Source organism: Nocardiopsis sp. NPDC006198 (assembly GCF_040613895.1).
GTDB classification, from domain to species: Bacteria; Actinomycetota; Actinomycetes; order Streptosporangiales; family Streptosporangiaceae; genus Nocardiopsis; species Nocardiopsis tropica.
The window spans coordinates 119336-143024 of sequence record NZ_JBEXSY010000013.1; the positions used below are offsets into that span (position 1 = coordinate 119336).

At 72.8% G+C, this 23689-nt stretch carries 20 protein-coding genes; 13 read left to right on the forward strand and 7 right to left on the reverse strand.

The genetic code is table 11. The features are described from left to right. Positions 1-294 precede the first annotated feature (294 nt). The 3 genes from ABZ234_RS12020 to ABZ234_RS12030 all read left to right on the forward strand — a co-directional run bounded on the left by ABZ234_RS12020 (position 295) and on the right by ABZ234_RS12030 (position 2589). Positions 295-810, forward strand: a complete 516-nt coding sequence (locus tag ABZ234_RS12020; protein WP_355012002.1) for a hypothetical protein — start codon at positions 295-297, stop codon at positions 808-810. A 667-nt stretch (positions 811-1477) separates the two neighbouring features. Further along, positions 1478-1648, forward strand: a complete 171-nt coding sequence (locus ABZ234_RS12025; RefSeq protein ID WP_355012003.1) for a hypothetical protein — start codon at positions 1478-1480, stop codon at positions 1646-1648. Between the two features lie 548 nt (positions 1649-2196). Continuing rightward, complete coding sequence (locus ABZ234_RS12030; protein ID WP_355012004.1) at positions 2197-2589, forward strand: ester cyclase; 393 nt, start codon at positions 2197-2199, stop codon at positions 2587-2589. Between the two features lie 184 nt (positions 2590-2773). Here ABZ234_RS12030 and ABZ234_RS12035 read toward each other — a convergent pair whose 3' ends face one another. The 7 genes from ABZ234_RS12035 to ABZ234_RS12065 all read right to left on the reverse strand — a co-directional run bounded on the left by ABZ234_RS12035 (position 2774) and on the right by ABZ234_RS12065 (position 8901). Further along, on the reverse strand, positions 2774-4675 hold the full coding sequence (locus ABZ234_RS12035; protein WP_355012005.1) for a heavy metal translocating P-type ATPase: 1902 nt from the start codon (positions 4673-4675) through the stop codon (positions 2774-2776). Further along, positions 4672-5100 carry a metalloregulator ArsR/SmtB family transcription factor gene (locus ABZ234_RS12040; RefSeq protein WP_355012006.1) on the reverse strand — a complete coding sequence of 143 codons (429 nt, stop codon included), beginning with the start codon at positions 5098-5100 and terminating at the stop codon, positions 4672-4674. The genes ABZ234_RS12035 and ABZ234_RS12040 overlap by 4 nt, the downstream gene beginning before the upstream one ends. A 206-nt stretch (positions 5101-5306) precedes the next feature. Further along, positions 5307-6344 carry an ABC transporter substrate-binding protein gene (locus tag ABZ234_RS12045; protein ID WP_355012007.1) on the reverse strand — a complete coding sequence of 346 codons (1038 nt, stop codon included), beginning with the start codon at positions 6342-6344 and terminating at the stop codon, positions 5307-5309. Then, a complete protein-coding gene (locus ABZ234_RS12050) occupies positions 6341-7177 on the reverse strand; it encodes an ABC transporter ATP-binding protein (RefSeq protein WP_355012008.1) in 837 nt (278 codons plus the stop codon). The genes ABZ234_RS12045 and ABZ234_RS12050 overlap by 4 nt, the downstream gene beginning before the upstream one ends. Beyond that, positions 7174-8355, reverse strand: a complete 1182-nt coding sequence (locus ABZ234_RS12055; RefSeq protein ID WP_355012009.1) for an iron ABC transporter permease — start codon at positions 8353-8355, stop codon at positions 7174-7176. Before ABZ234_RS12055 ends, ABZ234_RS12050 begins: the two co-directional genes overlap by 4 nt. A gap of 17 nt (positions 8356-8372) precedes the next feature. Further along, the gene (locus tag ABZ234_RS12060; RefSeq protein ID WP_355012010.1) at positions 8373-8561 is read right to left on the reverse strand and encodes a hypothetical protein; all 189 of its coding nucleotides are present in this window, start codon (positions 8559-8561) and stop codon (positions 8373-8375) included. Between the two features lie 172 nt (positions 8562-8733). Next, positions 8734-8901, reverse strand: a complete 168-nt coding sequence (locus ABZ234_RS12065) for a hypothetical protein (RefSeq protein WP_355012011.1) — start codon at positions 8899-8901, stop codon at positions 8734-8736. A gap of 603 nt (positions 8902-9504) precedes the next feature. On the opposite strand from ABZ234_RS12065, the gene ABZ234_RS12070 reads away from it, so the two are divergent. The 10 genes from ABZ234_RS12070 to ABZ234_RS12115 all read left to right on the forward strand — a co-directional run bounded on the left by ABZ234_RS12070 (position 9505) and on the right by ABZ234_RS12115 (position 23396). Next, a complete protein-coding gene (locus tag ABZ234_RS12070; RefSeq protein ID WP_355012012.1) occupies positions 9505-11163 on the forward strand; it encodes an ATP-binding cassette domain-containing protein in 1659 nt (552 codons plus the stop codon). Next, complete coding sequence (locus ABZ234_RS12075; RefSeq protein WP_355012013.1) at positions 11160-12878, forward strand: ABC transporter ATP-binding protein; 1719 nt, start codon at positions 11160-11162, stop codon at positions 12876-12878. Before ABZ234_RS12070 ends, ABZ234_RS12075 begins: the two co-directional genes overlap by 4 nt. Positions 12879-13260: 382 nt before the next feature. After that, positions 13261-14232, forward strand: a complete 972-nt coding sequence (locus ABZ234_RS12080) for an ABC transporter ATP-binding protein (RefSeq protein ID WP_355012014.1) — start codon at positions 13261-13263, stop codon at positions 14230-14232. Beyond that, entirely contained in the window at positions 14229-14930 is a 702-nt protein-coding gene (locus ABZ234_RS12085; protein WP_355012015.1) for an ABC transporter permease, read from the forward strand. Before ABZ234_RS12080 ends, ABZ234_RS12085 begins: the two co-directional genes overlap by 4 nt. Positions 14931-14932: 2 nt before the next feature. After that, positions 14933-16264 (forward strand): sensor histidine kinase, encoded by a 1332-nt coding sequence (locus tag ABZ234_RS12090; RefSeq protein ID WP_355012016.1) that lies wholly within the window; start codon positions 14933-14935, stop codon positions 16262-16264. After that, complete coding sequence (locus tag ABZ234_RS12095; protein ID WP_344181998.1) at positions 16257-16898, forward strand: response regulator transcription factor; 642 nt, start codon at positions 16257-16259, stop codon at positions 16896-16898. The genes ABZ234_RS12090 and ABZ234_RS12095 overlap by 8 nt, the downstream gene beginning before the upstream one ends. A 451-nt stretch (positions 16899-17349) precedes the next feature. Further along, positions 17350-17793, forward strand: coding sequence for a pyridoxamine 5'-phosphate oxidase family protein (locus ABZ234_RS12100; protein ID WP_355012017.1), 444 nt, complete (start codon positions 17350-17352; stop codon positions 17791-17793). 37 nt (positions 17794-17830) lie between these two features. Beyond that, positions 17831-20968: an amino acid adenylation domain-containing SDR family oxidoreductase gene (locus tag ABZ234_RS12105; protein WP_355012018.1), complete on the forward strand. Its 3138-nt coding sequence runs from the start codon at positions 17831-17833 to the stop codon at positions 20966-20968. After that, the gene (locus ABZ234_RS12110) at positions 20968-22176 is read left to right on the forward strand and encodes a cytochrome P450 (RefSeq protein ID WP_355012019.1); all 1209 of its coding nucleotides are present in this window, start codon (positions 20968-20970) and stop codon (positions 22174-22176) included. The genes ABZ234_RS12105 and ABZ234_RS12110 overlap by 1 nt, the downstream gene beginning before the upstream one ends. A 44-nt stretch (positions 22177-22220) precedes the next feature. Then, entirely contained in the window at positions 22221-23396 is a 1176-nt protein-coding gene (locus tag ABZ234_RS12115; RefSeq protein ID WP_355012020.1) for a cytochrome P450, read from the forward strand. The last annotated feature ends 293 nt before the right edge of the window (positions 23397-23689 follow it).

Consider the following 23689-nt stretch of genomic DNA (forward strand, 5'->3'; position numbering starts at 1 on the left):
GGCCCCTCAGGTCCGAGTTCGGGGCCGAGGTCGGGGCCAGGTCCGAGTTCGGGGGCGAGGTCGGGGCCAGGTCCGAGTTCGGGGGCGAGGTCGGGGTCAGGTCCGAGTTCGGGGGCGAGGTCAGGACTGACCGATCCCGCAGCGCTGGTCGAGCTTGCCCGTTCCCAGATGCTGATCTACCTGTACCTCAGCAGTTTGGAGCGAGACCGACTCACGGTGGTCCCTGTGGCGGAGAGTCGATCCGACTCCCCCGGTCGATCACGCAGCAGCCTCACACTGGTGGAACGGGATTCCATGACCGAGCAGATGCGTGCGCGACTGCGCGACCGGCCTCCGGTCAACTCGCGGGACCTCATGGGGCGGGAGAACGTGGATGACTTCATCACCGCTCCTTTGTACGACACCGGTATCAAGGTGGGTCTCTCCCGAGGACTGTTCACCGCCTGCGAGCAGCTGCGAAGGGAAATCGCCATCCTCGTGAAGGAAACGCAGGACTTCGCAACCTCTTCGCAGAGCCAGGAATTCGGACTTGCGGACCGTCTGCCCGAAGAACACGACTCCGAGGAAGGCCGAGAGCAACTCACGGCCCGGGCTCGACGGATTCACGCCTTGGAACGGGAACGCGGTGTCCGGCTTCGTGGAAAAGTCCGAGAGGCGTATGATGTCGGTCGTGAACTCCCTTGGAGTGAATTGTTGAAAAACGAACCTCCGGTCGACATAACTGGAGGAGGGATGCTCGAGGCAGTCGGAAAGGGCACTTATCTCGCGGTCACCCCGCGAACGCCGGTACTCGATCCGCGCCAAGGGTGAACCCGGAGCCCACCGGGGCTGCCTGGTCCCACCGGCGGAGTTCGAGGATCACTTCTACTATCGGGACTTGGTGTCATCGGACACCGAAGCGTTGGCTCTGGGCCTCTAACGAGTTGGTGTGTGATAGGGGGTGAGGCTTCGCTGGAGGGCCGTGGCATGCCCTGGCCCTGGCGATCAAGCTCAACCGCGCGGTCCTGGCCCACCCCTGGTTCACCGGCGCCTCCCGACACCACCTGGCCGCACTCGTCGAAAAACTGGCCCCCTGGGAGACGGCCGTTGAAGCCCACCGGGACCAGGTCCGCAGCGAGCCGAGGAAACGGGGCGCCAGGGTTGGCGCTCGACACCGCCTGGTCTTCACCGACCGCCGGCGGCTACTTCGATCCACCTGCGCCACGACCCGCCGCACACGGTCCTGGACCTGCTATTCGGTGTGGACCGCTCCACTCTTCCCCCGCGCCGCCGGCCGGATCCGCCCCCTGTCGGCCCAGCGCGGATACGCGGCCCCGAACCGTACGGGGGTGCGCCTGCGCACCGTGCAGGACGTCTTCGCCCATCCCCGGGCCCAAGGCGTGGAACCGCGGCTGGACACCACCCAGGTACAGGGCCGGCCGCCCCGAGCGGGGCGGCCGGCGGGCGTTTGTCCCGGGCAAGAAGACGCACAAGCACGATGAAGACCACCGTCGTGGCTCACCACCTCGGGTGCACGCTGTGGACCGACGCCATGCGGACCGGGCGGACGCACGAGGCCACCGCGGTGTGCACCGAGGGCATCGACCCCTGCTCCAGGCATCTCCCCGAGGTGGAAGTACTGCTCGGCGACGGCTGCCTCGGACCGTGACGCGACCACCCGGGGAAGGCCACCACTCCGCCGCGCAAACCGAACAAGAGTGCTCTGCCCGAGTTCCACGAGCAGTGGAAGCACCACCGCCACGCGCATGCGGCAGATCGAATCACCGCCGAGCACGCCCCGGCCGACCACAAGCGCTGGAAGCAGTTGACGCACCAGACGCACCGGCGCGAGAACCTTCCCGGTACCCATCGGGCCATCGCCGGGCCGGTCTCCGACCGCACCGCGAACACCTGACCAGCACCACGAGCGGGTTCACCGTGCCTCACCCGCTAACACGCACCACCTCGTAAGAGCTCATCTCATTTGGATTCTCGCCGCCCGCGGAGAGCGCGAGGGCCGTCGTGCGTCTGGCGAGTCTCGACGCGCACGGCCCGACCGGGACCTTCCAGGACGAATTCGGGGAGTTGCCCTGGTGAGCACGTGCGGACCCCGGAGGAGCAGCAGAAGCGACCGCCGTCACGGCCGGTCCGCGGAGGGCGTCGCGAGTCGTCAGGATTCCGGTGCGGCTCCCGACCGGGCCCGGAGAGGAAGAGATCATGGCCGACTTTGACATCCACGAGTTCTACCGTCGTTATGTCGGGGAGCTCAACGCCCACAAGTTCGACGGCATGGACGAGTTCATCCACGACGAAGTCGTGCTGAACGGTGTTCCGGGCACCCGGGACGCCGTCATCGCGCTCCAGAAGGCGGACATCGAAGCAGTGCCGGACCTCCACCGGGAGGTCCGGGAGTTCCTCGTCGACGGCGACCGCGCGGCGGTCCGTGCGATCAACACGGGGACCCCCGTGAGGGAATGGCTCGGAGCGGCTCCCACCGGAGCCTCGTTCGAGATCGTCGAATACGCCGTCTACGAGATCCGGGACGGACGCTTCGCGCAGATGACAGCCCTGCACGACGCCTCGGACCTGGAGCGACAACTGGCAGGTTGACCTCCGGGGCCGCCGCCTGCCTCCGCACGAACGCCTCCCGGACGGCGCCGCAGCGGGTTCCGGCGGGCGGGGAGCGTTCTCTTCCGTGGATTTCCGGTGCGGGGGGCCTCGGGCCGTCCCGGCCGTCCTCCCCGCCTCGGAAGCCGGTCGCCCTGATGACCGGGCCTCCGGGAGGCCCGCTCCTTCACGCCTCCCAGGCGGATCGGCGCAGCAGGCGTGCGCCGTTGAGCGCGACCAGCACGGTGGACCCCTCGTGTCCGGCCACCGCCAGCGCCAGCGGCAGCGTGGCGACCAGGTCCCATGTGACCAGGACCGTGATCACGGTGGCGGCGATGGCGAGGTTGGCGATCACGTACCGGCGGGCCCTGCGGGACAGCCGCACCAGGTTGGCCACCGAGCCGAGCTCGTCCCGCACGATGATCACGTCGGCGGTGTCCAGGGCCAGGTCCGAGCCCCGGCGGCCCATGGCCGCCCCCGTGGAGGCGGCCGCCAGGGCGGGGGCGTCGTTGATGCCGTCGCCGACCAGCAGGACCCTCTCGCCCCGGGCCTCCAGGCCGGTGACGAGGGCGACCTTGTCCTGTGGCAGCAGAGAGGCGTGTACCGTGCCGATGCCGGTGCGCTCGGCCACCGTGGCCGCGGCGGCCGGGTTGTCGCCGGTCAGCAGTACCGCGGGAGCCCCGGTGAGACCGGCTGCGGCTCGGACCGCCGCGGGGGCGTCCGGACGCAGCCGGTCCGTCAGCGTGATCGTTCCGATCAGCGACCCGTCGCGTCGAACCTGTACCAGGGTGCCGGTGGTGGACGAGTCGGCGGCGCCCCGCTCGACGGTCACGGTACTCCCGTCCACACGGCCGACGACCCCGAGTCCGGGGAGGGCCCGAAAGCCGGTGACCTCCTCCAGGGGCAGGTCGCGTTCGGCGGCGGCGCGCACGATCGCCCGGCCCAAGGGGTGTTCGCTGTAGTGCTCGACCGCCGCGGCCAGGGCCAGGACCGTGTCGGCGCCGTGGCCGGTCACGGGACCGATGTCCGTGACCTCGGGGGCGCCCTCGGTGAGGGTGCCGGTCTTGTCGAAGGCGACCACAGTGGTGCGGCCGATGCCCTCCATGACGGTCGCGGACTTGACCAGGACGCCGTGGCGGCCGGCGTTGGCGATGGAGGCCAGCAGCGGCGGCATGGTGGAGAGCACCACCGCGCAGGGGGAGGCGACGATCATGAACACGATCGCGCGCAGCAGCGCGTCCTCGAAGGCGTGGCCGAAGAACAGCATCGGCACGGCCAGTACCAGGAGGGTGGCGACGACCACTCCGAAGGAGTAGGTCTGTTCGACCTTCTCGATGAACAGCTGGGTCCTGGCCTTGGTCTCGGAGGCTTCCTCGACCAGGGTGACGATGCGCGCGATCACGGATGCGGAGGCGGGCCGGGTGACCTGCACGGTGAGGGTCCCGGTGCCGTTGACGGTGCCCGAGAGGACCTCGTCGCCCACCCCGCGGACCACGGGCACGGATTCACCGGTGATGGCCTGCTGGTCGACCTCGCTGGTTCCCCCGACCACGGTTCCGTCACCGCCGATGCGCTCCCCGGGGCGGACCAGGATGCGCTCCCCGGGTTCCAGTTCGCGGCTGGCGACGGTGGTCGTGGTGCCGTCCCCGTGCAGGAGGGTGGCCTGTTCGGGGGCCAGGTTCAGCAGGGAGTCGACCGAGTCCGCGGTGCGCCGGGTGACGACGACCTCCAGTGCACCGGAGGTCGCGAAGATGACGATGAGCAGGGCCCCGTCGAAGACCTGGCCGATCGAGGCCGCGGCGATGGCGGCGACGATCATCAGGAGGTCGACGTCCAGGGTCTTCCCGCGCAGGGCGCGCAGCCCGGCCAGGGCCGGCTCCCAGCCGCCGGTGGCGTAGCAGGCCAGGTAGAAGCTCCACCACAGGGGCGCCGGGGCGCCGCCCAGCTGGAGCCCCCAGCCCAGGAGGAACAGGGCCAGCGCGGCCAGGGCCCAGCGCACCTCGGGCAGCCTCAGGCCGGTGGCGAGGACCGAAGGCGGCCGGGGCAGGACACGGTCCCGGACGACGGCCGGAGCCCGGGGCGGTGTCATGCCTGTTCCTGGGCGGTGTCGCCGGTGTCCGCGGCGGGGCAGGAGGCGGTTGTGTCCTGGTGAGGGCGCCCATCGACTCCGGCGCGGTGGTGGGCGGGGGTCTCGTCCAGGGCGTGCTCGGCCTGGAAGACCGCCTGGGCGACCAGTTCCCGGGCGTGCTCGTCCCGGAGGCGGTAGAAGACCCGGGTGCCGTCCTGGCGGGTGGCCACGATCCGGCCCCAGCGCAGTTTGGCCAGGTGCTGGGAGACGGTGGTCGGCGACTTGCCGACGGCTTCGGCGAGCTCGCCGACCGAGTGCTCGGTCTCGCGCAAGGCCAGGATGATCCTGATTCTGGTGGGGTCGGCGAGGAGTCTGAACACCTCTGCCGCGAGATCCACGTAGGGGCTGTCCGGTCCGAAGCTGCAAACCTTCTTACCTTCACTCATGCGAATATAATAAGGTTCGATTACTCCGGAGGCAAAGCAGGGGTGTGAGGTGGCGGGGGCAGTGCGGCGCCGACGCGCCCGGGCGCGGGGACGCCTTTGCCCCCTCCCGGACGCGGTGGGTTCGAAGGCGAGGGGCCGGGCCCTCCCACGGGTCGTCACCGACGCAGGGGAACGGCCCGGCCTTCGCTCCGGCAGGAGACCCTGGCTCAGAACGCGTCGGGGTAGAGGCGTTGGGCGATCGTCTCCACCGCCTCGATGTTCCCGAGGGTGCCGGGGTGCAGATCGCTGGAGGGAACGGCGATGAGGAGGTCGTTCTCCACGGCGGGAAGGTCGGGGAAGGTGCTGCGAAGGTAGTCGAGCGACCGCTCCTCGTTCCCGGGCCCGCTCACCCCGAACACGATGGCCTCGGGGGCACGGCTGATGATCTCCTCGGGGTTGATCTCGGCGGCGAAGAAGTCGGCGAACTCGGGGGAGTCCGGATCGAAGACGTTGTCCCCGCCGGCCGTGGCGATGATGTCCGCCTCGACGCCGGCGCCGATGGCCGACAGCGAGTTGCCCTCGATGAAGACCTGGGCGACGGTGGGGCGCGGCGAGCCGCTGATCGCGGATTCGACGTCGGCCAGCCGTTCCTCCGACTCCTGGGTGAGCTCCTCCGCGGCGTCGGGAACACGCAGGATCTCACCGAGGTTGGCGATGTCCGTCAACAGGTCGGTGACCTCTGCGGTGCCGCGGCGCTCCGCGCATCCCCCGGTCGCCACATAGGCCTCGGCGCCGTTCTGGTTCAGCTGGTCGATTCCGGCGAAGCCCTGCTCGGCGGTGAACTCGTACTCCGTGGGGGAGACGACGAGATCGGGTTCGACGGCGAGCAGGTCCTCACGTGCCGGCGGAGCGTCGGTGCTGAGTTCGGGGACGTCGGCCGCGTGTTCGGCGATGTCGTCCGACAACGGTGAGACGGCGGTCTGGGCCTGGCCGACCAGGGAGTCCTGGACACCGAGCCGGATGAGCAGTTCGGTCTGGGAGGGCATCATCCCGACGATGCTGGTGGGCGTGGTCGCGAAGGAGAGTTCGCGTCCGCAGTTGGTGATCACCACCGCTTCCTCCGCGCCTGCGGTCTCTTCCGGGCTGACGACTCCCGTGCCGCATGCGGTCAGCAGCAACGGCGTCACGAGCGCGGCGCACGCGACCGCGAGGTTCGGGAGACGGCCGCGGAACACCGACGGGGTCTCGGTCGAGGGATGTGTCATGGGGCTTCGGTCTCTTCCTGGGTTCGGGAGAACTGGTGGGTCGGGGGACGGCCGTTCGGTCTCTCCGGGCTGCGGGAGTCGAAGAGGAAATGGCGTCGTCCGGAAAGGGGGTGGGCGACCGCGGTCGAGTCCACACCGAAGACCGAGCGGATCAGGTCGGTGTGGAGGACTTCCTCCGGAGCGCCGAGAGAGAGGAGGCGTCCCTGGTGGAGAACGCCGACGGTGTCGCATGAGCGCGCCGCGAGGTTCAGGTCGTGCAGAGCGACCAGAACGGTGCGGTCGGTGGACCTGATCAGATCGAGGAGTTCGATCTGGTGGGCGATGTCGAGGTGGTTCGTCGGTTCGTCGAGGACCAGGACCGGGGTGTCCTGGGCGAGCGCGCGGGCGAACAGGACCCGCTGCCGCTCACCGCCGGACAGGGCGGAGAACGAGCGGTCCGCCAGGTGTGCGGCCCCCACGCGTTCCAGGGCCTGTCGTGCTGTGGCGATGTCCTGGTCGGAGTCGCGGCCGTATCCGCGTCCGTGCGGGATTCGCCCGAGCAGGACCATGTCCAGCACGGGCATCTCGAACTCCTCGCTGTGCTCCTGGGCCATCACCGCCACACGGCGCGCCAGGTCCGTGCGTTTCAGAGCGGTGATGTCGGTGCCGTCCAGGCTCACACGTCCGGACGAGGGCGCGGCCAGGCCGGAGGCCACCCGGAGCAGTGTGGACTTGCCGCTCCCGTTGGGACCGAGCAGTCCCAGCACGGTGCCCGAGGGCACCTGGATGTTCACGTCGCTCACGACCGGCCGTCCACCGCGGTGGGCGGCCAGGTTCTCGATGTCCACCCTCATCGGTCCACCCCCACGCTTCCCGCGCGGTCCCGTCGCAACAGCCACAGGAAGAAGGGCGCTCCGACCAGCGCGGTGAGCACGCCCAGCGGGATCTCCGAGGGGGCGGCGAGGGTGCGGGCCAGCAGGTCGCAGGTCGCGAGGAACGCCGCGCCCCCGAGAAGGGCGACGGGGAGCATCTTCCGGTGATCGGCGCCGACGAGGATGCGTGAGATGTGGGGGATGATCAGACCGACGAAGCCGATGCCGCCGCAGACCGCGACCACGGATCCGGTCAGCAGGGCCGCGGCGATGAGGACCCCGCTGCGCATCCGGTTGACGTTGACGCCCAGTGAGGCGGCCGCGTCGTCCCCGATGAGCAGGGCGTTGAGGGCGCGCGCCCGAAACACCGCGTAGAGTCCCACGGCGACCAGGGCCGCCACAGGCAGGGCGAGGTGTCCCATCGTGGCGGCGGAGACCGAGCCCAGAAGAAAGAACATGATGCTGAAGACGTTCTGGGCGTCGGTGGCGATGGTCAGGTAGCTGGTCACGGCGCTGAACAGGGAGCCGAGGGCGACTCCCGCGAGGATGAGGCGCTGTGGTGCGATGCGCCCGTTCTTGTGGGCGAGGAGGTAGACGGCCGCCGTGGCCATCAGGGCTCCCACGAACGCCGCGGTTCCCATCCCCAGGGAACTGACACCGATGCCCAGCACGATGAACGACACCGCGCCGACGCCCGCGCCGGCGGAGACGCCCAGGATGTAGGGCTCGGCCAGGGAGTTGTGCACCACGGCCTGCATCAGCGCACCGGCCAGGGCGAGCGCGGCTCCGGCGGTCGCGGCCAGGAGCGCGCGGGGGAGCCGGAACTGCCATATGGCGTTGTCCTGCAAGGTGCTCAGTGACCCGTCGGACATCCAGGGCATGCCGGGCACGAGGTGGCCGATGACGATGCGCAGGGCATCCGTCGGGGAGACGGCGATCGTCCCGATGGTCGTCGACAGCAGCAGGACCGCCACCAGGACGAGAACGAGGGCCGGAACGAGAAGGCGAACGGCGAGGGCGCCGCGTCGTCGACGGCCGGCTGCTTCCGTGGTTCCGGAAGGCCCCCGCAGGCCGTCGGGCGCGTCACCCCCCGGTCGCGCCTTGCGTAGCAGGAGGTGGAGGGAGGCCGACGCGCGTCTCCCCGTGGTTGTTCTTGCCATCAGCGGTGGTTGCTCTTTCAGGTGGTCTGTGACCCGGTCGTGCGTGACCCGGTCAGGGCGGCGAGGCCGAGGACGGTCGCCCAGAGGAGGTGGAGGCTGTCGAGGTGGTTGCCGCCGTGGCCGGGGCGCGGCACGTGCCGCACGGTGGCGTCGACGCCTGCGCGCCGCAGTGCTCGGACGACCGCCGCGGTGTCGGCGGCGTTCACCCGGGAGTCCTCAGCGGGCACGACGCCGAGAAAGCGAGGGGGAGTGCAGCCGGGGGTGAGAGCCATGGCGCGTTCCGGGGGAGATCCGGCGCAGGTGCTCGACGCCCTCAGGAGTGTCCGGGGCACCGAACTCACCGAGCCGTCGTCGGCCCAGAGGGCGGGCCTTCATTCCTCACTGCCCGATGGTGTCGGTACCGCCACCGCACCGGTGGAGGTGTCCGCCCTCGGCGAGCGGGCCGGGCACGGCGACGGTGGCGAGTTCGTCCCCGTCGGTCACGTGCAGCTGTCCGTGGCAGCCCCGCGTGACCGCGAACCTCCTCCCGCCGGGATCGACGGCCACGGCCCGCCTCTGTGCCGGTGCGGAGCTCCCCGGCCGCGCGGAGGCAGCGCGGGAACCCCGGCGTGTTCGGCCGGGGCCGCGTCGCCGAGCTCGCTCACGGCCCCGCCGCTGACGGCGTGCGTGCGCCCCGCACGGTGGTGGGACACAAGGAGCTTCTGGGGATTCATGGGGTAAAGCTATTGTAAATGAAAACCGTTTTCAAGTACGGTGTGTGGCGTTCGCCCCCACGGACACGCGTCGGTGCGGAGCACCGGCGCGCGATCCGACGGTAAAAGGAGTCTCGTCGTGAACGACCGGGGCGTCACCGAGATCGAGGAGTCCGAGTAGCGGGGCCCTGGAGGCCGCACGCGCCTCGGGCCAGGCGTGGCTGCCGGGGTCCCGCCGACCGGAGACGCGGTCGGTTTCCACGAGCGCCTCCCCCGGCGAGTTCACCGAGATCCTGTGGCGGTCCCACCGCGCCGTCGGCCTGTGCTGTTCGGGCGCCCTGCCCGGGCAGTGGCGCCGCCGCCCGGTGTCGGGGTTCGTCGCCACACACGACCGCCGGATCGTCCACGCCCGGACGATGCCTCCCGCCGGACACGTCCTCGACAAGGAGCCGGACGCATGATGATCGTCCCCCAGCTGTGGCGGGAGGCAGCTCGTTTTCCCGCAGCTCTGGCCGGGAGCGTCGGACTGCTGGTACTCGTCTTCCTCACCCACCTCGGCCAGGCCGGGGCGATCGCCTGGTCGATGTCGGCGGTGCTGGACGGACGTCCCCGGGACGTGCTCGTGGCGGTCGCGCTCATCGTCGGCATCGCGCTGCTGAGACTGGTGCTCTCCCTGGCACAGACCTCTGCCGCGACGCTGCTGGGAGGCGGGGTCCGACAAGCGGTGCGCAGCCGCGCCATGGCGGCGGCGCTCGTACCCCGGCGCCTGCACGACACGGCCGCCCGCGACGGGTCGATGCGTTCGGGCCTCGGCGACGGCGTCGACGGCACCGACGCCTACGTCTCCAAGTACATCCCCGCCGTCGTGCACATCTTCCCCACCTGCGCGATCACCGTGTTCGGCCTGTTCCTGCTCTCACCGGGGGCCGGACTGCTGGTCGCCGCCGCCGTCGTGGTCGCTCTGCTGGGCCCCATGGCCTGGAAACGGATGATGGCCCGGCGCGGGCTCGACCACTGGGACAGTTACGACGCGCTCAGCGCCGACCTGCTCGAATCACTCCGCGGCATGGCCACCCTGCGCACCCTGGGCGACGTGTCGGGAACCCGGGAACGGCTGGACGACCGTTCGGAGGCACTGCGCCGCGCCACCGAACGCGTCATGCGCGGTTCCCTGGCCGAAACGGCCGTCACCGACCTCGCCGTCCAGGCAGGGGTGGTCGCCGCCGCGATCGCCGCCACCGCGCACGCGGTCACAGGACAGGCCCCGGCCGTCGAGGTCTACCTGATCCTCCTCCTGGCCTCGGAGGCCTTCCGGCCCATCCGCGACCTCTCACGGCACTGGCACGCCGGGTTCCTCGGCCTCACCGCGGTCCCCGCCCTGGACCGCGTCGGAGCGTTCACCGAACCGCGTGCCACCGCTCCGGGTGTCGCGACGCCCGGCCCCGGGGGGCGGGCCCCCGCCGACCGTACGGCGGACCTGCTGAGTGTGAGGGGGTTGACCTTCCGCTACCCCGACGCCCACCGGGACGTCCTCGAGGACTTCGACCTGACCGCCCGGAGGGGGACCCTCACCGCCGTCGTCGGAGCCTCCGGGGCGGGAAAGTCCACCTTCTTCGACCTCCTCCTCGGCTTCCTCGTCCCACGTGCGGGGCACGTCGAACTCGACGGGCGGCCGCTGCGCACCTCCGATATCGCCGTGGTCTCCCAACGGCCCGTGCTCTTCGCCGGGACCATCCGCGACAACCTCGCCGTCACCGGCGACCCCGAAGAGGCGGAACTGTTCGCCGCCTGCGAGGCCGCCGGGATCCTGGACGAGATCCGGGGTCTTCCACTCGGCTTCTCCACCGAGGTCACCGAAGCCGGCACGAACCTGTCAGGCGGTCAACGCCAGAGACTCGCCCTCGCCCGTGCGCTGCTCGCGCGCCGGCCGGTCCTTCTCGTGGACGAACCCACGAGCGCGTTGGACGCCGATCGGGCCGCCGGTGTCATCGACACGCTGCACCGCGTCGCCCGCGACCGCGTCGTCGTGATGATCAGCCACCGTCCCGAATCCCTCACCGGGGTCTCTCACGTACTGCACCTCGGCCCGGTGCACCTGGACAGGAACCCGTCATGACCACCCTCTCCGCGGCCGACACCTTCCGCGGGCTGCTTCCCGTCCTGCGACCGGAATGGCGCGGAATGCTGTGGAGCTATGCCGTCGGTACCGCGAGCGCGCTGACCCTGGCCGGCGCCACGATCCTCACCGCCTGGGTCGTCGGCCACGCCGTCGTGGAGCGAACAGCGCCAGAACCCGCGTGGTGGGCCGTGATCATCGGTCTCGTACTGCTGCGCGTCGTCCTGACATGGCGGGAAATGGACGTCTCGCATGCTCTGGCCTACCGTGTTCTGGCCCGGCTGCGCATGGCGCTGTTCGACGCGTACGCGCGCAGCGTCCCCGGCCGGCGCCGCGAGCACTCGGGCCGCGCCGCCACCGTGGCGATGGACGACATCGAGAAGCTCGAGTTCTTCTACGCCCACACGATCGCCCAGCTCGGCGCCTCCCTCACGCTGTTCACCGCTTCCCTGACCACCGCTTCGATCCTGTTGCCGGAGGCCGGGATCGTGGTCTTCACGGGCAGCCTCGTCCTGGCGAGCAGCGCGCTGTACTGGGCGCGAACGGCCAGACGCCTGGGGGAGCAGGAGCAGCGGGAACGATCCGACCTGTCCACACGGATCGTCGACGCCCTGGGCGCACTGCGCGAGGTGCTCGCCTACGGCCTGTCCCCGCAGGTCGTCGCCGAGACGAGCGCGGCCACCGCGCGCGCCACCGCCATCGCGCGCCGCCGCGAACTGCTCGAGCAACTGGTCACCTCGCTGCGCGAGTCCATCACCACCGCAGTGGTCATCGGCGTCATCGTTGTGGGAAGCGCCGCCGCCGGCGTGCTCTCGGACACCGCACAGGCACGACTCTCCCCGGCCGAGCTGCCCGCCCTGATCGCCCTGGCCCTGGTCGGCGTCGCGGCGGTCACGGACGCCACCGCCACCTTCACACGGCTGCACCCCCTCGTCGCCGGCGCCGAGCGCGTGACATCCGGGATCAACCGGCCCCCGGTCGTCGCGGTGTCCGACAACCCGCGGCAACTGCCGCCCGGACCGCTCGGTCTGCGCTTTCGCGACGTGTGCTTCGCCTACGAGGACCGGCCGCCCGTTCTCACCTCCTGGTCCCTGGAAGTGGCCCCCGGGGCACACGTGGGGCTGAAGGGGCCCTCCGGCTCGGGCAAGAGCACCGTGATCGCTCTCGCGGCCCGTCTCTGGGATCCTTCGTCCGGCATCGTGGAACTCGTCACGACCCAAGGCACGGGAGTGTCCGTCGCGGACGTCGACGACCGCGCTCTACGCGAGTCGGTCGCCCTGGTCGACCAGGATTCCGTGCTCTTCCACGGCACCGTCCGGGACAACCTGCTGCGCGGCGGCGCCCCGCGGCCGGACGGTGAGTTGAACACGATGATGGAACGCGTCGGCGCGGCCGACTGGATCGGTCTCGACGACGATCTCGGCGAAGCCGGCGTACGCCTCTCGGGGGGCCAGCGAGCACGCCTGTGCCTCGCCCGTGCACTCGTACGGCGGCCGCGGGTCCTCCTCGTCGACGAGGTGACGGCCAGCCTCGACCCCGCCACCGAGCGAGTGATCTCGGACATCATCGCCGACTTCCCCGGTACGGTCCTCGTCGCTTCCCACCGTGCCGAGACCCTCGCGCGTCTCGAACACGTCGTGGACGTCGCCGGCGCCGCTCCCGCCGGGGCGGGGGACGCGGCTCCGGAGGCCCGGACGCGGTCAGCGCACACCTGACACCGGGCTCGTCGGGGTCCGTCGGCGCCAGGACCTGTTCACCGGCGCCCGGGTCCGCCCGCTCCGACGCGTGAGCTCCCGACAGCCGGTCCCCGAGGCGAGGGGGTCCGATGGCGCCGGGCGCCGGCGACCTCCGGCGCAGGAGGGCCCGCTGCGCCCGGAAGGGGGCGGTACGGCACCCCGTCCGGGAAGTGCGGCGACGGAGCCGGCTGCGAGACGAGCACGGCCGGGCAACGCACCCGCCCGCCGGGCGGGCCGCGGTCCAGCGCGCGGGAGGACCGGCATCCACCGTTCGGTGGATGCCGGAGGTCGGCCGGATGCGCGGGGGATCAGGGCCGGACGGGCGATCCGCTCCGGGCCCCGGGCGGACAGGCTTGTGGGCATGGCGATCGTCGAGGTCACAGAGCTCAGCAAGAGGTACGACAAGCAGGTGGTCCTGGACCGGGTCTCCTTCTCCGTGGAGGAGGGGGAGGTCTTCGGGATACTCGGGCCCAACGGGGCGGGCAAGACCACCGCCGTCGAGTGCGTGGAGGGCCTGCGGTGCCCCGACTCCGGGACGGTGCGGGTGCTCGGGTTCGACCCGGTCCGGCAGGGGACGGAGCTCCGGGAGCACATCGGGGTCCAGCTCCAGCACACGCAGCTGCCCGAGAACATCAAGGTGTGGGAGGCGCTGGACCTGTACGCCTCGTTCTACGCGAGGCCCCGCGACTGGCGGGAGCTGCTGGAGCGGTGGGGCCTCGCGGACAAGCGCGACGCCCGGTTCGCGAAGCTGTCCGGCGGGCAGAAGCAGCGCCTGTTCATCGCCCTGGCCCTGGTCGGGGACCCCAGGATCGCGTTCCTGGACGAGCTCACCACCGGGCTCGACCCCCAAGCCCGCCGGGCCACGTGGGAGCTGGTCAAGCGGGTGCGCGCCGAGGGCGTGACCGTGGTCCTGGTCAGCCACTTCATGGACGAGGTCGAGGAGCTGTGCGACAGGGTCGCGGTCTTCGACCGGGGCGGGGTCGTGGCCCTCGACAGCCCCGAGGGGCTGATCGACGGCGTCGACGCCGAGTACCGGATGAGCTTCCGGTTCATGGACGGGGAGGCCCCCGAGCCGGGCGGCCTGCTGGGGAACCTCCCCGGGGTGGCCTCGGTGTCCCGCACCGGCGACCTGGTCGTCGTGGCCGGGCGGGGCGACTTCGCGACCGCGGTCACCGCCTCCCTGGCCCGGGAGCACGTGCCCGTCCGCGACCTGCGCATCGACAAGCGCACCCTGGACGACGCCTTCATCGCCCTGACCGGCCGCTCCCTCCAGGGCTGGCCTCCCCCTCCGGGCCCGAGCGGCCCGGCCCCGAGAACGGAAGAACCGTCGTGAAGACGCTTGCCAAGCTCACCGCCGTCGAGACCAAGCTGCTCGTCCGCGAACCCGGAGCGGTGTTCGCCCTGGCCATCCCCCTCTTCATCCTCGTGGCCTTCGGCAGCGGGATCACGGAGGGCGACACCGTCCTGCTGCCGATGGCGGTGACGCTGGCGATCGGCATGATCGGCCTCTACCTGCTCCCCACGACCCTGGCCTCCTACCGGGAGAGGGGCATCCTGCGCAGGCTCTCGGTGACCCCGGTCCGCCCCGGCAACCTGCTGGCCGTCCAGCTCCTGCTCCAGCTGGCCCTCACCGTGTTCGCGGTCTCCCTGCTGCTCGTCGCCGGCATCGGCTTCCTCGGGGCCCACGCGCCCGGGGCCGCGGGGTTCGTGGCCGCCTGCCTGGCCGGCACGGCCGCGATGTTCTCCGCCGGGCTGCTCATCGCCGCACTCGCCCCCAACGGGCGGTCCGCCAACGGCTTCGGCGTGCTGCTGTTCTTCCCTCTGGCCTACCTGGGCGGACTCATGCAGCCCGTGGAGCACATGCCCGATATCCTGGCGCTCGCCGGGGGGTACACCCCGATGGGCGCCCTGCGGCAGAGCCTCCACGACGCCTGGAGCGGTGGCGCCCTCGCCCCGCTGCCCCTGGTCACGATGGCCGCGTACGCCGTGGTCCTCGGCCTCGCCGCGGCCAGGTCCTTCCGCTGGGAGTGAGTATGGAGACGGTGTCCGAGCGCGACCTGGGCCTGCGGGAGGAGCGGCTGCGCCGCCTCCTGGCCTCCGTGCCCTACGCCCTCCTGGCGGCCTCCACCCTCCTGACCCTGGTCACCCACGACCTCTCCCGGACGCGGCTCCTGGAGACGCTCGGCCTCGCGGCCCTCACGGCGGTCCTCCTGTGGGCGATGACCGCGCTGAACCCCGACCCGGCCTCCCGCCCGGGGATGACGGCCGCCTCCGTCGCCGTGCTGGTCGTCATGATCGCCGTGCTCAGCACCCGCAGTGTCTGGTTCGCGGGCTTCTTCGGTTTCACCGGCTACGTGTACTCCTGGCAGTTCCTGCGGGGCCGGTGGAGGTTCGCGGGGGTGACGGCCACCGCAGCCGTCACGGTCGCCGCCTACATGGGCGGACTGCCCGATCCCACGCCCTCGTCGGTCCTCCTGTACCTGTTCTTCATCGCCGCCATGGTGGTCCTCGTCGCGGCGTTCAGCCTGCTCGGCGAGGTCACCACGGAGCACAGCGACGAGCGCGGGCGCATGGTGGAGCGGCTGCGGGAGACCATCCGGGAGAACGAGGGCCTCCACGCCCAGCTGCTGGTGCAGGCACGCGAGGCCGGGGCGCACGACGAGCGCGAGCGCATGGCCAGGGAGATCCACGACACCCTGGCCCAGGGGTTCGTCGGCATCATCGCGCAGCTCCAGGCGGCCGAGCGGGCCGAGGCCGGGGGAGGGGGCGGGAGCGCGCCGGAGGGCGGCGGGACCGCAGGGAGCTCCGCCGGCGGAGCGGAGGGGGACCGCGCCGAGTGGCGGCTCCGGGTCGCCAACGCGATCCGCCTGGCCCGCGAGAACCTGGCGGAGGCGCGCAGGTCCGTGCACGCCCTGGGACCGGCGCCCCTGGAGGACACCCCGCTGCCCGAGGCCCTGGCCGGCCTCACGGCCGAGTGGTCCCGGCTGAACGGGGTGCGCGCCGACTTCACCGCGACCGGACCGGTCCGCCCCCTGCACGGGGAGGTCGAGGCCGTCCTGCTCCGCACCTTCCAGGAGTCGCTGGCCAACGTGGCCAGGCACGCCCGGGCCGCCCGGGTCGGCGTGACCCTGTCGTACATGGAGGACCTGGTCGTCCTGGACGTGCGCGACGACGGTGCGGGCTTCGAGCCGCCCCCGGTCCCGGGGGCCGACGGCCGGGGCCCGGACGGCGGGTTCGGCCTGACGTCGATGCGGCAGCGGGTGGGCCGCCTGGCGGGGACACTGGAGATCGAGTCCGAGCCCGGTTCCGGGACGGCGGTCTCCGCCTCCGTCCCGGCCGTTCCCAGGGAGGACCCCGGTGCATGAGGCCCCCGTCCGCGTCCTGATCGCCGACGACCACCCCGTCGTCCGGGACGGCATCCGCGGCATGTTCGCCCGCGACCCGGGGTTCGAGGTCGTGGGGGAGGCCGCCGACGGCGCCCGTGCCGTCGAGCTCGCGCGGTCCCTGGAACCCGACGTGGTCCTCATGGACCTGCGCATGCCGGGGACGGGCGGTGTGCACGCCATCCGCGAGCTGGCCCGGCTGGGGCTCCCGGCCCGGGTCCTGGTCCTGACCACCTACGCGACCGACAGCGACGTCGGTCCCGCCATCGAGGCCGGGGCCACCGGATACCTCCTCAAGGACGCCCTGCCCGAGGAGCTGATGCGCGCCGTCCGCCTGGCCGCGCGCGGCGAGACCGTGCTCTCCCCGCTGGTGGCGACCCGGCTGGTCGGCCGCGTCCGCGAGCCCGCCGCGGCACTGAGCGACCGGGAACTGGAGATTCTGCGGCTCATCGCCGACGGCTCCACCAACAGGGAGGCGGCGGCCCGCCTGTTCATCAGCGAGGCCACGGTCAAGACCCACGTCCTGCACATCTACGGCAAGCTCGGCGTCAACGACCGGGCCGCCGCCGTCGCGGCGGGTTTCCGGCGCGGCCTGCTGGACCTGGGCGAGGGGTAGACCCCGGTTTCCCGGCGGTCCCTGTGCGGTCCGGGCCGTGGGCCCGGGCGAGCAGTCGGCAGTGCCCCGGCCCGTAGGTGTACTCGGCCCGGACGCACCGCCGAGCGTGCGGGGCTGTCGGTCGGCGAACCCCCGGGGGGTCGCGGGAGGGCGGGCCGTGTCCGTTCGGTGAACAGATGTGCGCGTGCCTGCGCGGCGGCGTGATCCGCGCCGATTCGGACGGGTGGCCGGGTCCGTAAGCGTTCGTCCTCAATGCACTTCCACCCCGGGTCGCAGATGCCTGCAAAAGCACCCATCTCCGCTGTGCACAAGGCGTAAAGCTCCGTTTTCTGTTTGCCATCGGGGCGTCTCCGGCAATGATCAGGGCGCACGCGGACACCACCGGCGACGCCGTGTCCTCCCCGTCCCCGAAAGCCCCGCAGCATCCGAGAGGCCGCACATGCTCCCTGCCATGACCCGAGCCGAACGCGAGGAGTTCCTCGCCGGAGTCCACGTGGGCGTCCTCGGCGTCGACGATCCCCGAGCGGGCGGCGCCCCGCTGGTCGTGCCGGTCTGGTACTCCTACGCCCCCGGCGGCGACGTGGTCGTGCAGACCGGCCGCGACTCCCTCAAGGCGCGCCTCCTCGGCGCCGCGGGCAGGTTCAGCCTGTGCGCGCAGCAGGAGGAGCCCCCCTACCGCTACGTCAGCGTGGAGGGGCCGGTCGTGGACGTCGCCGACCCCGCCGACCCGGACGAGCGCCGCGCCATCGCGGTCCGCTACCTGGGCGCGCGGGAGGCCGGGGACTACCTGGCCGCGACCTCCGGCCAACTCGACGACGACGTCACCTTCCGCATGCGCCCCGAGCGCTGGCGGACGGCGGACTTCTCCTCTTTCGCCGCGTCGGTGTTCACCTGACGCCGGCACGACCTCGACTCGACGAGAGGAACCCCTCGTGACGAAGAGTCCGGCAACGCACGCCCCCTCCGAGGCGGACCTACGCGGTCCGGTCACCGACCACCTCCGCGACGCGCTCCTGCACGACATCTTCGCCACCTGGGCAGCCAGACAGCCGGGGGCCCCCGCGGTCCGCCACAGGGGGCGCGAACTCACCTACGGGGAGCTGGCCCGGCGCTCCCGGGACGTGGCCGCGGGCCTGCTGGCCGCCGGGGCGCGTCCCGGCGACGCGGTCGGCGTCTGCGGGCGCCGGTCCCCCGAGGCGCTCGTCGCCTTCCTCGGGGTCCTGCGCGCGGGCTGCGCCTACGTGCCGCTGGACCAGGACCACCCGCCCGCCCGCGTCAACGCGATGGCGGAGGACGCGGGCGTGCGCGTCGCGGTGGTCCTTCCGGGGGCGGTGTGCCGGGTGCGGCGCCTCGCCGCGCGGGTCGGGATCGAGGCCGACGCCGGGCCCGCGGCGGCCGGACCGCTCCCTCCGACGGGCGCCGCGGCCGGCGACTGCGCCTACGTCATGTTCACCTCGGGCTCCACCGGCCGGCCCAAGCCGGTCGCGGTGCCGCACCGGGGGGTCGTCCGCCTGGCGGTGTCCGACCCCCGCCTGCCCCGGCCCGGTCCGGGGGACCGGGTCCTGCACGGCTACGGCCTGTCCTCGGACGCCTCGACCATCGAGATCTGGTCGGCGCTGACGGGCGGCGCCTGCCTGGTCATCGCCGACCGGGAGGAACTGGTCTCCCCCGAGGCACTGCACCGGCGGCTGCGCGAGGACGCCGTCGACATCGCCTACCTCACCACGAGCGTCTTCCACCACGTCGCCCGGACGGACCCCGGGGCGTTCCGCGGCCTCGACTTCGTGTCGGCCGGGGGCGAGGCCATGGACCCGGACCTGGCCCGGGCCGTGCTGCGCGCCTGCCCGGACACCGAGGTCGTCAACTTCTACGGCCCCACCGAGAACACGGTGGTGTCCACGTTCCACAAGGTCCGCGGACTCGCGGACGGGGCGCGCTCGGTGCCCATCGGCCGCCCGATCGCCAACTCCACCTGCCGCGTCGTGCGCGCCGACGGGACCACCGCCCCGGTCGGGGAGGAGGGCGAGCTGCTCGTCGGCGGCGCCGGCCTCGCGCTGGGCTACCTGGGCGACGCCGACCTGACCGCCGAGCGCTTCGTGGCGGCGCCCGACGGGAGCGGGGAGCGCCTCTACCGGACCGGCGACCGTGTGCTCCTGGGCGCGGACGGCGCCCTGGAGTACCGGGGCCGGATCGACCGCCAGCTGAAGATCCGGGGGCAGAGGATCGAACCCGACGAGGTCGAGGCGCGCCTGCGCGAACACCCCGACGTCGCCGAGGCCGTCGTGGAGGCCGGCGCCGCGCGCCTGACCGCCCACGTCACCCCGGCCGATCCCGGGCGCGGCGTCGACGTCGACGACCTGCGGGGCTTCTGCGCGGCCTGGCTGCCCCCGGCGGCCGTCCCCCGTGTGTTCCACCGGTGGGCGTCCTTCCCCGTCTCCTCGGCGGGCAAGGTCGACCGGGTCCGGCTCGCCGAGCGGTCCGCCCTCGCGGAGCGGTCCGCGGCCCCCGAACCGTGCGAGCCCGCGCCCCCCGGGCGGGAGGGCGGCGACCGGTCGCTGCGGGACGGTGTCGCCGCGGCCTGGCGGGAGACGCTGGGGGTGACGCCCCGTCCGGGGGACGACTTCTTCCGCATCGGCGGGGACTCGCTGCTGGCGGCGGAGGCGGTCAACCGCACCCGCGCCCTGCTCGGCATCGGCGCGGAGCACGGCAGCACCCTCGTCCGCTCCCTGATCGAGGGGCCGACGGTGGAGGAGTTCACCGCGGCCGTCCGGCGCGCCCGCGCCGGCGCACCCGCCGCACGTGAGCCCGGGGAGGCCACGGACTTCGGCGCCGAGGGGCGCCTCGGTTTCGCGCTGCCCGCACGGCGCGGCCCGGCCCCCGACCCGCGCGACCCCGCGGACGTGCTGGTCACCGGGGCCACCGGCTTCGTCGGCGCCTACCTGGTCGACCGGTTCCTCTCGCGCACCGGCGCACGGGTGCACTGCCCCGTCCGCGCCCGCGACCCCCGGCACGCCCGCCGCAGGGTGCTCGCCAACCTCGCCCGCTACGGGCTGCCGGCACGCGACCACGAGGAACGCCTCGTCTGCTTCCCCGCCGAGCTGGAGGCCGACCGGCTCGGACTGGCCGCCGGCCACGCGGCGGACCTGGCCGACCGGCTCGACCTGATCGTGCACTCCGGCGCCCAGGTCAACTTCATCTACCCCTACTCGGCCCTGCGGTCGGCCAACGTCGAGGGCACCCGCCGGATCGTGCGGCTGGCCGCGCCGCGCCGCGTACCCGTCCACTTCCTGTCCACGATCGCCGTCCTGGCCGGGTTCGGCAGCGCGGGTGTGGGCCTGGTGGGCGAGGAGACGCCCCTGGCCCACGCAGAACGCCTCACCCTGGGCTACGCCGAGAGCAAGTGGGTGGCCGAGCAGGTGCTGCGCGACGCCGCCGGGGCGGGGCTGCCGGTGACCGTCTACCGCCCCTACGAGATCACCGGGGACCGGCGCGGCGGGATCTGCAACACCGAGACCGCGATCTGCTCGATGTTCAAGATGATCGCCGAGACCGGCACGGCGCCCGACATCGACCTGCCGATGGACTTCGTGCCGGTGGACCACCTGGCCGACACCATCGCGCACGTGGCCACGGGCCCCTCCCCGGCGCGCGGGACCTACCACCTCACCAACCCGGCGCCGGGCCGCCTGGCCGACGTCGTGCGGCGCATGCGCGCCGCCGGGTGCGAGATCACGACCCTGCCCTACGCGGAGTGGGTCGCCGAACTGGTGCGCCACGTCGCCGAGGACCCCACCAGCCCCACCGCGCCCTTCGTGTCGCTGTGCGTGGACCGGGGCCGGGGCACCGACCTGTCGGTCAAGGAGCTGTACCTGGAGGGGGTCTTCCCGCGCCTGGACCGGACCAACGCCGAGGCGGCCGCGGCCGAGGCGGGACTGGCCTGCCCGCCGGTCGACGACGCCCTCATCGACCACTACCTGGACCACCTCTTCGGCTGCGGGTTCATGCGAAGGCCCAGGCCCACCGCCGCGGCCGGGGCCGACCGCCGGCTCGCGGAAGGGGGGAGGGCGTGATGGACGACGCCGCCGGCCTGCGGGCGGTCCTGCCACCGGTCCCCGAGGCGGAGACCGGCTCCCCGGGGTCCCCCTGCGCCTACGCCGCCCTGCGCGCCGACGGCCCGGTGACCCGCGCGCGGCTCCCCGAGGGCGATCCGGTCTGGCTGGTCAGCCGGCACGACGACGTGCGCCGGGCGCTCGCCGACCCCCGGCTGGTGCGCCCCGTCATCGCGACGTGGCCGCCGAGGGAGGGGGAGCAGTGGCCCCGCCGGGTCCTGACCCTGCTGGAGCTGAACGGCGCCGACCACGCCCGGGTGCGCGGCGCGGTCGCGCCCGCCTTCACACCCCGCCGCCTCCAGGACCTCGAGCCCCGTGTCCGGGCCCTGGCCGAGGACCTGACCGCCGACCTGGTACGGCAGGGGCCGCCGGGCGACCTGGTGGCGGGCTTCACCGAGCCCTTCCCGCTGCGCGTGCTGTGCGCGTTCCTGGGCATCGACCACACGGGGTTCGCCGCCGTCGCCGAGCACATCGAGACCGTCCTGCAGGCCACCCGGGTCCCGCTCGGCAAGACCCTGGCAGCCCTGGACGCGCTGCGCGACCACGCCGCCGCGCTGGTCGACGCCTGTGCGCGCGGGGGCGGCGACGGCCTGCTCGCCAGGCTGGCCGCCACCCCCGCCCACGAGGGCGGCCTCGGGCACGAGGACCTGGTCAGCGTGACCATCAGCATGCTCATGGCGGGCTACAGGACCAACGTCCAGCACTTCGGGGCCGCGCTGGTGACGCTCCTGGAGCGCCCCGGACTGGTCCGGCGCCTGCGGGAGCGGCCCGGGGAGATCCCCGGGGCGGTGGAGGAGCTGCTGCGCCACGTGCCGCTCATGAACGCCATCGTCGTCCTGGTCGCCACCGAGGACCTGGACATCGGTGGGCGGCGCATCCGTGAGGGGGAGGCGGTCATGCCGGTCATCGCCTCCGCCAACCGGGACGGCGACGCCTTCGAGCGCGCCGACGAGTTCGACCCCGGGCGGGACCCCAACCGCCACCTGGTCTTCGGCCGGGGACCGCACTACTGCCCGGGCGGCCACCTGACCCGCATGGAGCTGCGCATCGGACTGGAGACCCTGCTCGCCTGCCTGCCGGACCTGCGTCCGGCCGAGCCGACGGAGCGGCTCGCCTGGAACGAGGACTCGCCGCTGCGCGCACCGCTGCGGCTGCCCGTCCTCTGGTGAGGCCCGCACCCGATCCGACCGCCCACCGGAGGGAGACCACCGCCGTGACCACCACCGACCAGGCGCTGCCGCACTATCCGTTCAGCACCCGGGGAGACCGTCTGGCCGACGAGCTCCGAGGCACCTGCCCCGTCACGCGCGTGACCACCAACGCCGGGCACGAGGCGTGGCTCGTCACCGGCTATCCCGAGGCGCGCCGGGTGCTGCGCGAGGAGCGGTTCCGCCGCTCCCGGGTGGCCGACGAGGGCAGCCCCGTCCAGGACGTCCCGGTCTTCGCCCCCGAACTGCTCGACGCCATGGCCTACCTCGGCAGGGCCGGCCTGCTGGAGGAGGCACGGCGCCTGCTGAGCGACCTGCCGGACCTGCCGGAGGAGGAGCTCCGCGCCGAGGCGCGGCGGGGGCTGGAGGAGATGGTGGCGCAGGGGGCGCCGGGCGACCTCCAGCACCACTTCGCGGAGCGGGTGGCCGGGCCGGCGATGTGCCGCGTGATGGGGCTGCCCTCCGGCGACCTGCCCCGCCTCAGGCACTGGGCCGACACCGACCTCACCATGCTCCTGCCGACCGAGGAGGTCCACCGCAACTGGGAGCAGCTGCGCGACCACCTGCTCGAACGGGCACAGCGATGTGACCCCGGCGCCCCGGGCCTCGTCCCCCGGCTCGCGGCGATGAACACCGGGAGCGACGCGCTCACACCGCACCAGCTCGCCAACGTGCTCGGTGTCGTCTTCGTCGCCGGCTACGAGGACCTCGCCAGCTTCCTGGGCGGCGCGGCCTTCCACCTCGCCCGGATGCCCGGCGCCCTCGCCCGGATCCGCACCGACCCCGGAGCCGTCGAGGGCCACGTCGAGGAGCTGTTGCGCTACAGCGTCCTCATGGGCAACGCCCTGGCCCGGATCTGTACCGATGGCACGGAGCTGGGCGGACGGCGGCTGCGCACGGGGGACCTCGTGCTGGTCTCCACCGACGCCGCCAACTACGATCCCGCCACCTTCCCCGACCCCGACGCCTACGACCCGTCCCGCCGCCCCAACCCGCACATGCGCTTCGGCCACGGTCCGCACTACTGCCCCGGGGCCAGGCTGACACGCCGGGTCGGGGCGCTCGCCCTGACCGAGCTGGCCCGCCTGGAGGGGCTGAGGCTCGCCGTTCCCCCGCAGGACGTCGAGTGGCACCCCGACCGGATGGCGATCATGCCCGCCGCCGTACCCGTCCTCTGGTGAGACCGGCCCCACCCCGTGGACCGGCCGCCGACGAGCACCGGAACCGCCCCCGGACCCCGAGGAGTGTCCGCCCGTGCAACGACCCCCGCCCGTACCGCGCAACGGCGGACCGGCCCCCGGCCCGGTCCGGCGCCCTCCGTCGGCCGGGACACCCGGCCGCGCCCACCCGCAGAAGACCCCGGGGCAGGCCGAGGTCCTGTTCCCCGGCCTGCCCAGGCCCCGGACCGGCGATGGACGCCCTGCGCTGCCCGCCCGGGGACGCCTCCGTCACCCAGCTCTCGGGTGGTGAGAAG

What these genes read in the sequence shown, in the direction of transcription:
- ABZ234_RS12025 (WP_355012003.1), top strand. Translation starts at nt 1,478, where the DNA reads ATGAAGACCACCGTCGTGGCTCACCACCTCGGGTGCACGCTGTGGACC.
- ABZ234_RS12110 (WP_355012019.1), top strand. Translation starts at nt 20,968, where the DNA reads ATGGACGACGCCGCCGGCCTGCGGGCGGTCCTGCCACCGGTCCCCGAG.
- ABZ234_RS12075 (WP_355012013.1), top strand. Translation starts at nt 11,160, where the DNA reads ATGACCACCCTCTCCGCGGCCGACACCTTCCGCGGGCTGCTTCCCGTC.
- ABZ234_RS12070 (WP_355012012.1), top strand. Translation starts at nt 9,505, where the DNA reads ATGATGATCGTCCCCCAGCTGTGGCGGGAGGCAGCTCGTTTTCCCGCA.
- ABZ234_RS12020 (WP_355012002.1), top strand. Translation starts at nt 295, where the DNA reads ATGACCGAGCAGATGCGTGCGCGACTGCGCGACCGGCCTCCGGTCAAC.
- ABZ234_RS12055 (WP_355012009.1), bottom strand. Translation starts at nt 8,355, where the DNA reads ATGGCAAGAACAACCACGGGGAGACGCGCGTCGGCCTCCCTCCACCTC.
- ABZ234_RS12040 (WP_355012006.1), bottom strand. Translation starts at nt 5,100, where the DNA reads ATGAGTGAAGGTAAGAAGGTTTGCAGCTTCGGACCGGACAGCCCCTAC.
- ABZ234_RS12050 (WP_355012008.1), bottom strand. Translation starts at nt 7,177, where the DNA reads ATGAGGGTGGACATCGAGAACCTGGCCGCCCACCGCGGTGGACGGCCG.
- ABZ234_RS12080 (WP_355012014.1), top strand. Translation starts at nt 13,261, where the DNA reads ATGGCGATCGTCGAGGTCACAGAGCTCAGCAAGAGGTACGACAAGCAG.
- ABZ234_RS12045 (WP_355012007.1), bottom strand. Translation starts at nt 6,344, where the DNA reads ATGACACATCCCTCGACCGAGACCCCGTCGGTGTTCCGCGGCCGTCTC.
- ABZ234_RS12030 (WP_355012004.1), top strand. Translation starts at nt 2,197, where the DNA reads ATGGCCGACTTTGACATCCACGAGTTCTACCGTCGTTATGTCGGGGAG.
- ABZ234_RS12090 (WP_355012016.1), top strand. Translation starts at nt 14,933, where the DNA reads ATGGAGACGGTGTCCGAGCGCGACCTGGGCCTGCGGGAGGAGCGGCTG.
- ABZ234_RS12035 (WP_355012005.1), bottom strand. Translation starts at nt 4,675, where the DNA reads ATGACACCGCCCCGGGCTCCGGCCGTCGTCCGGGACCGTGTCCTGCCC.
- ABZ234_RS12100 (WP_355012017.1), top strand. Translation starts at nt 17,350, where the DNA reads ATGACCCGAGCCGAACGCGAGGAGTTCCTCGCCGGAGTCCACGTGGGC.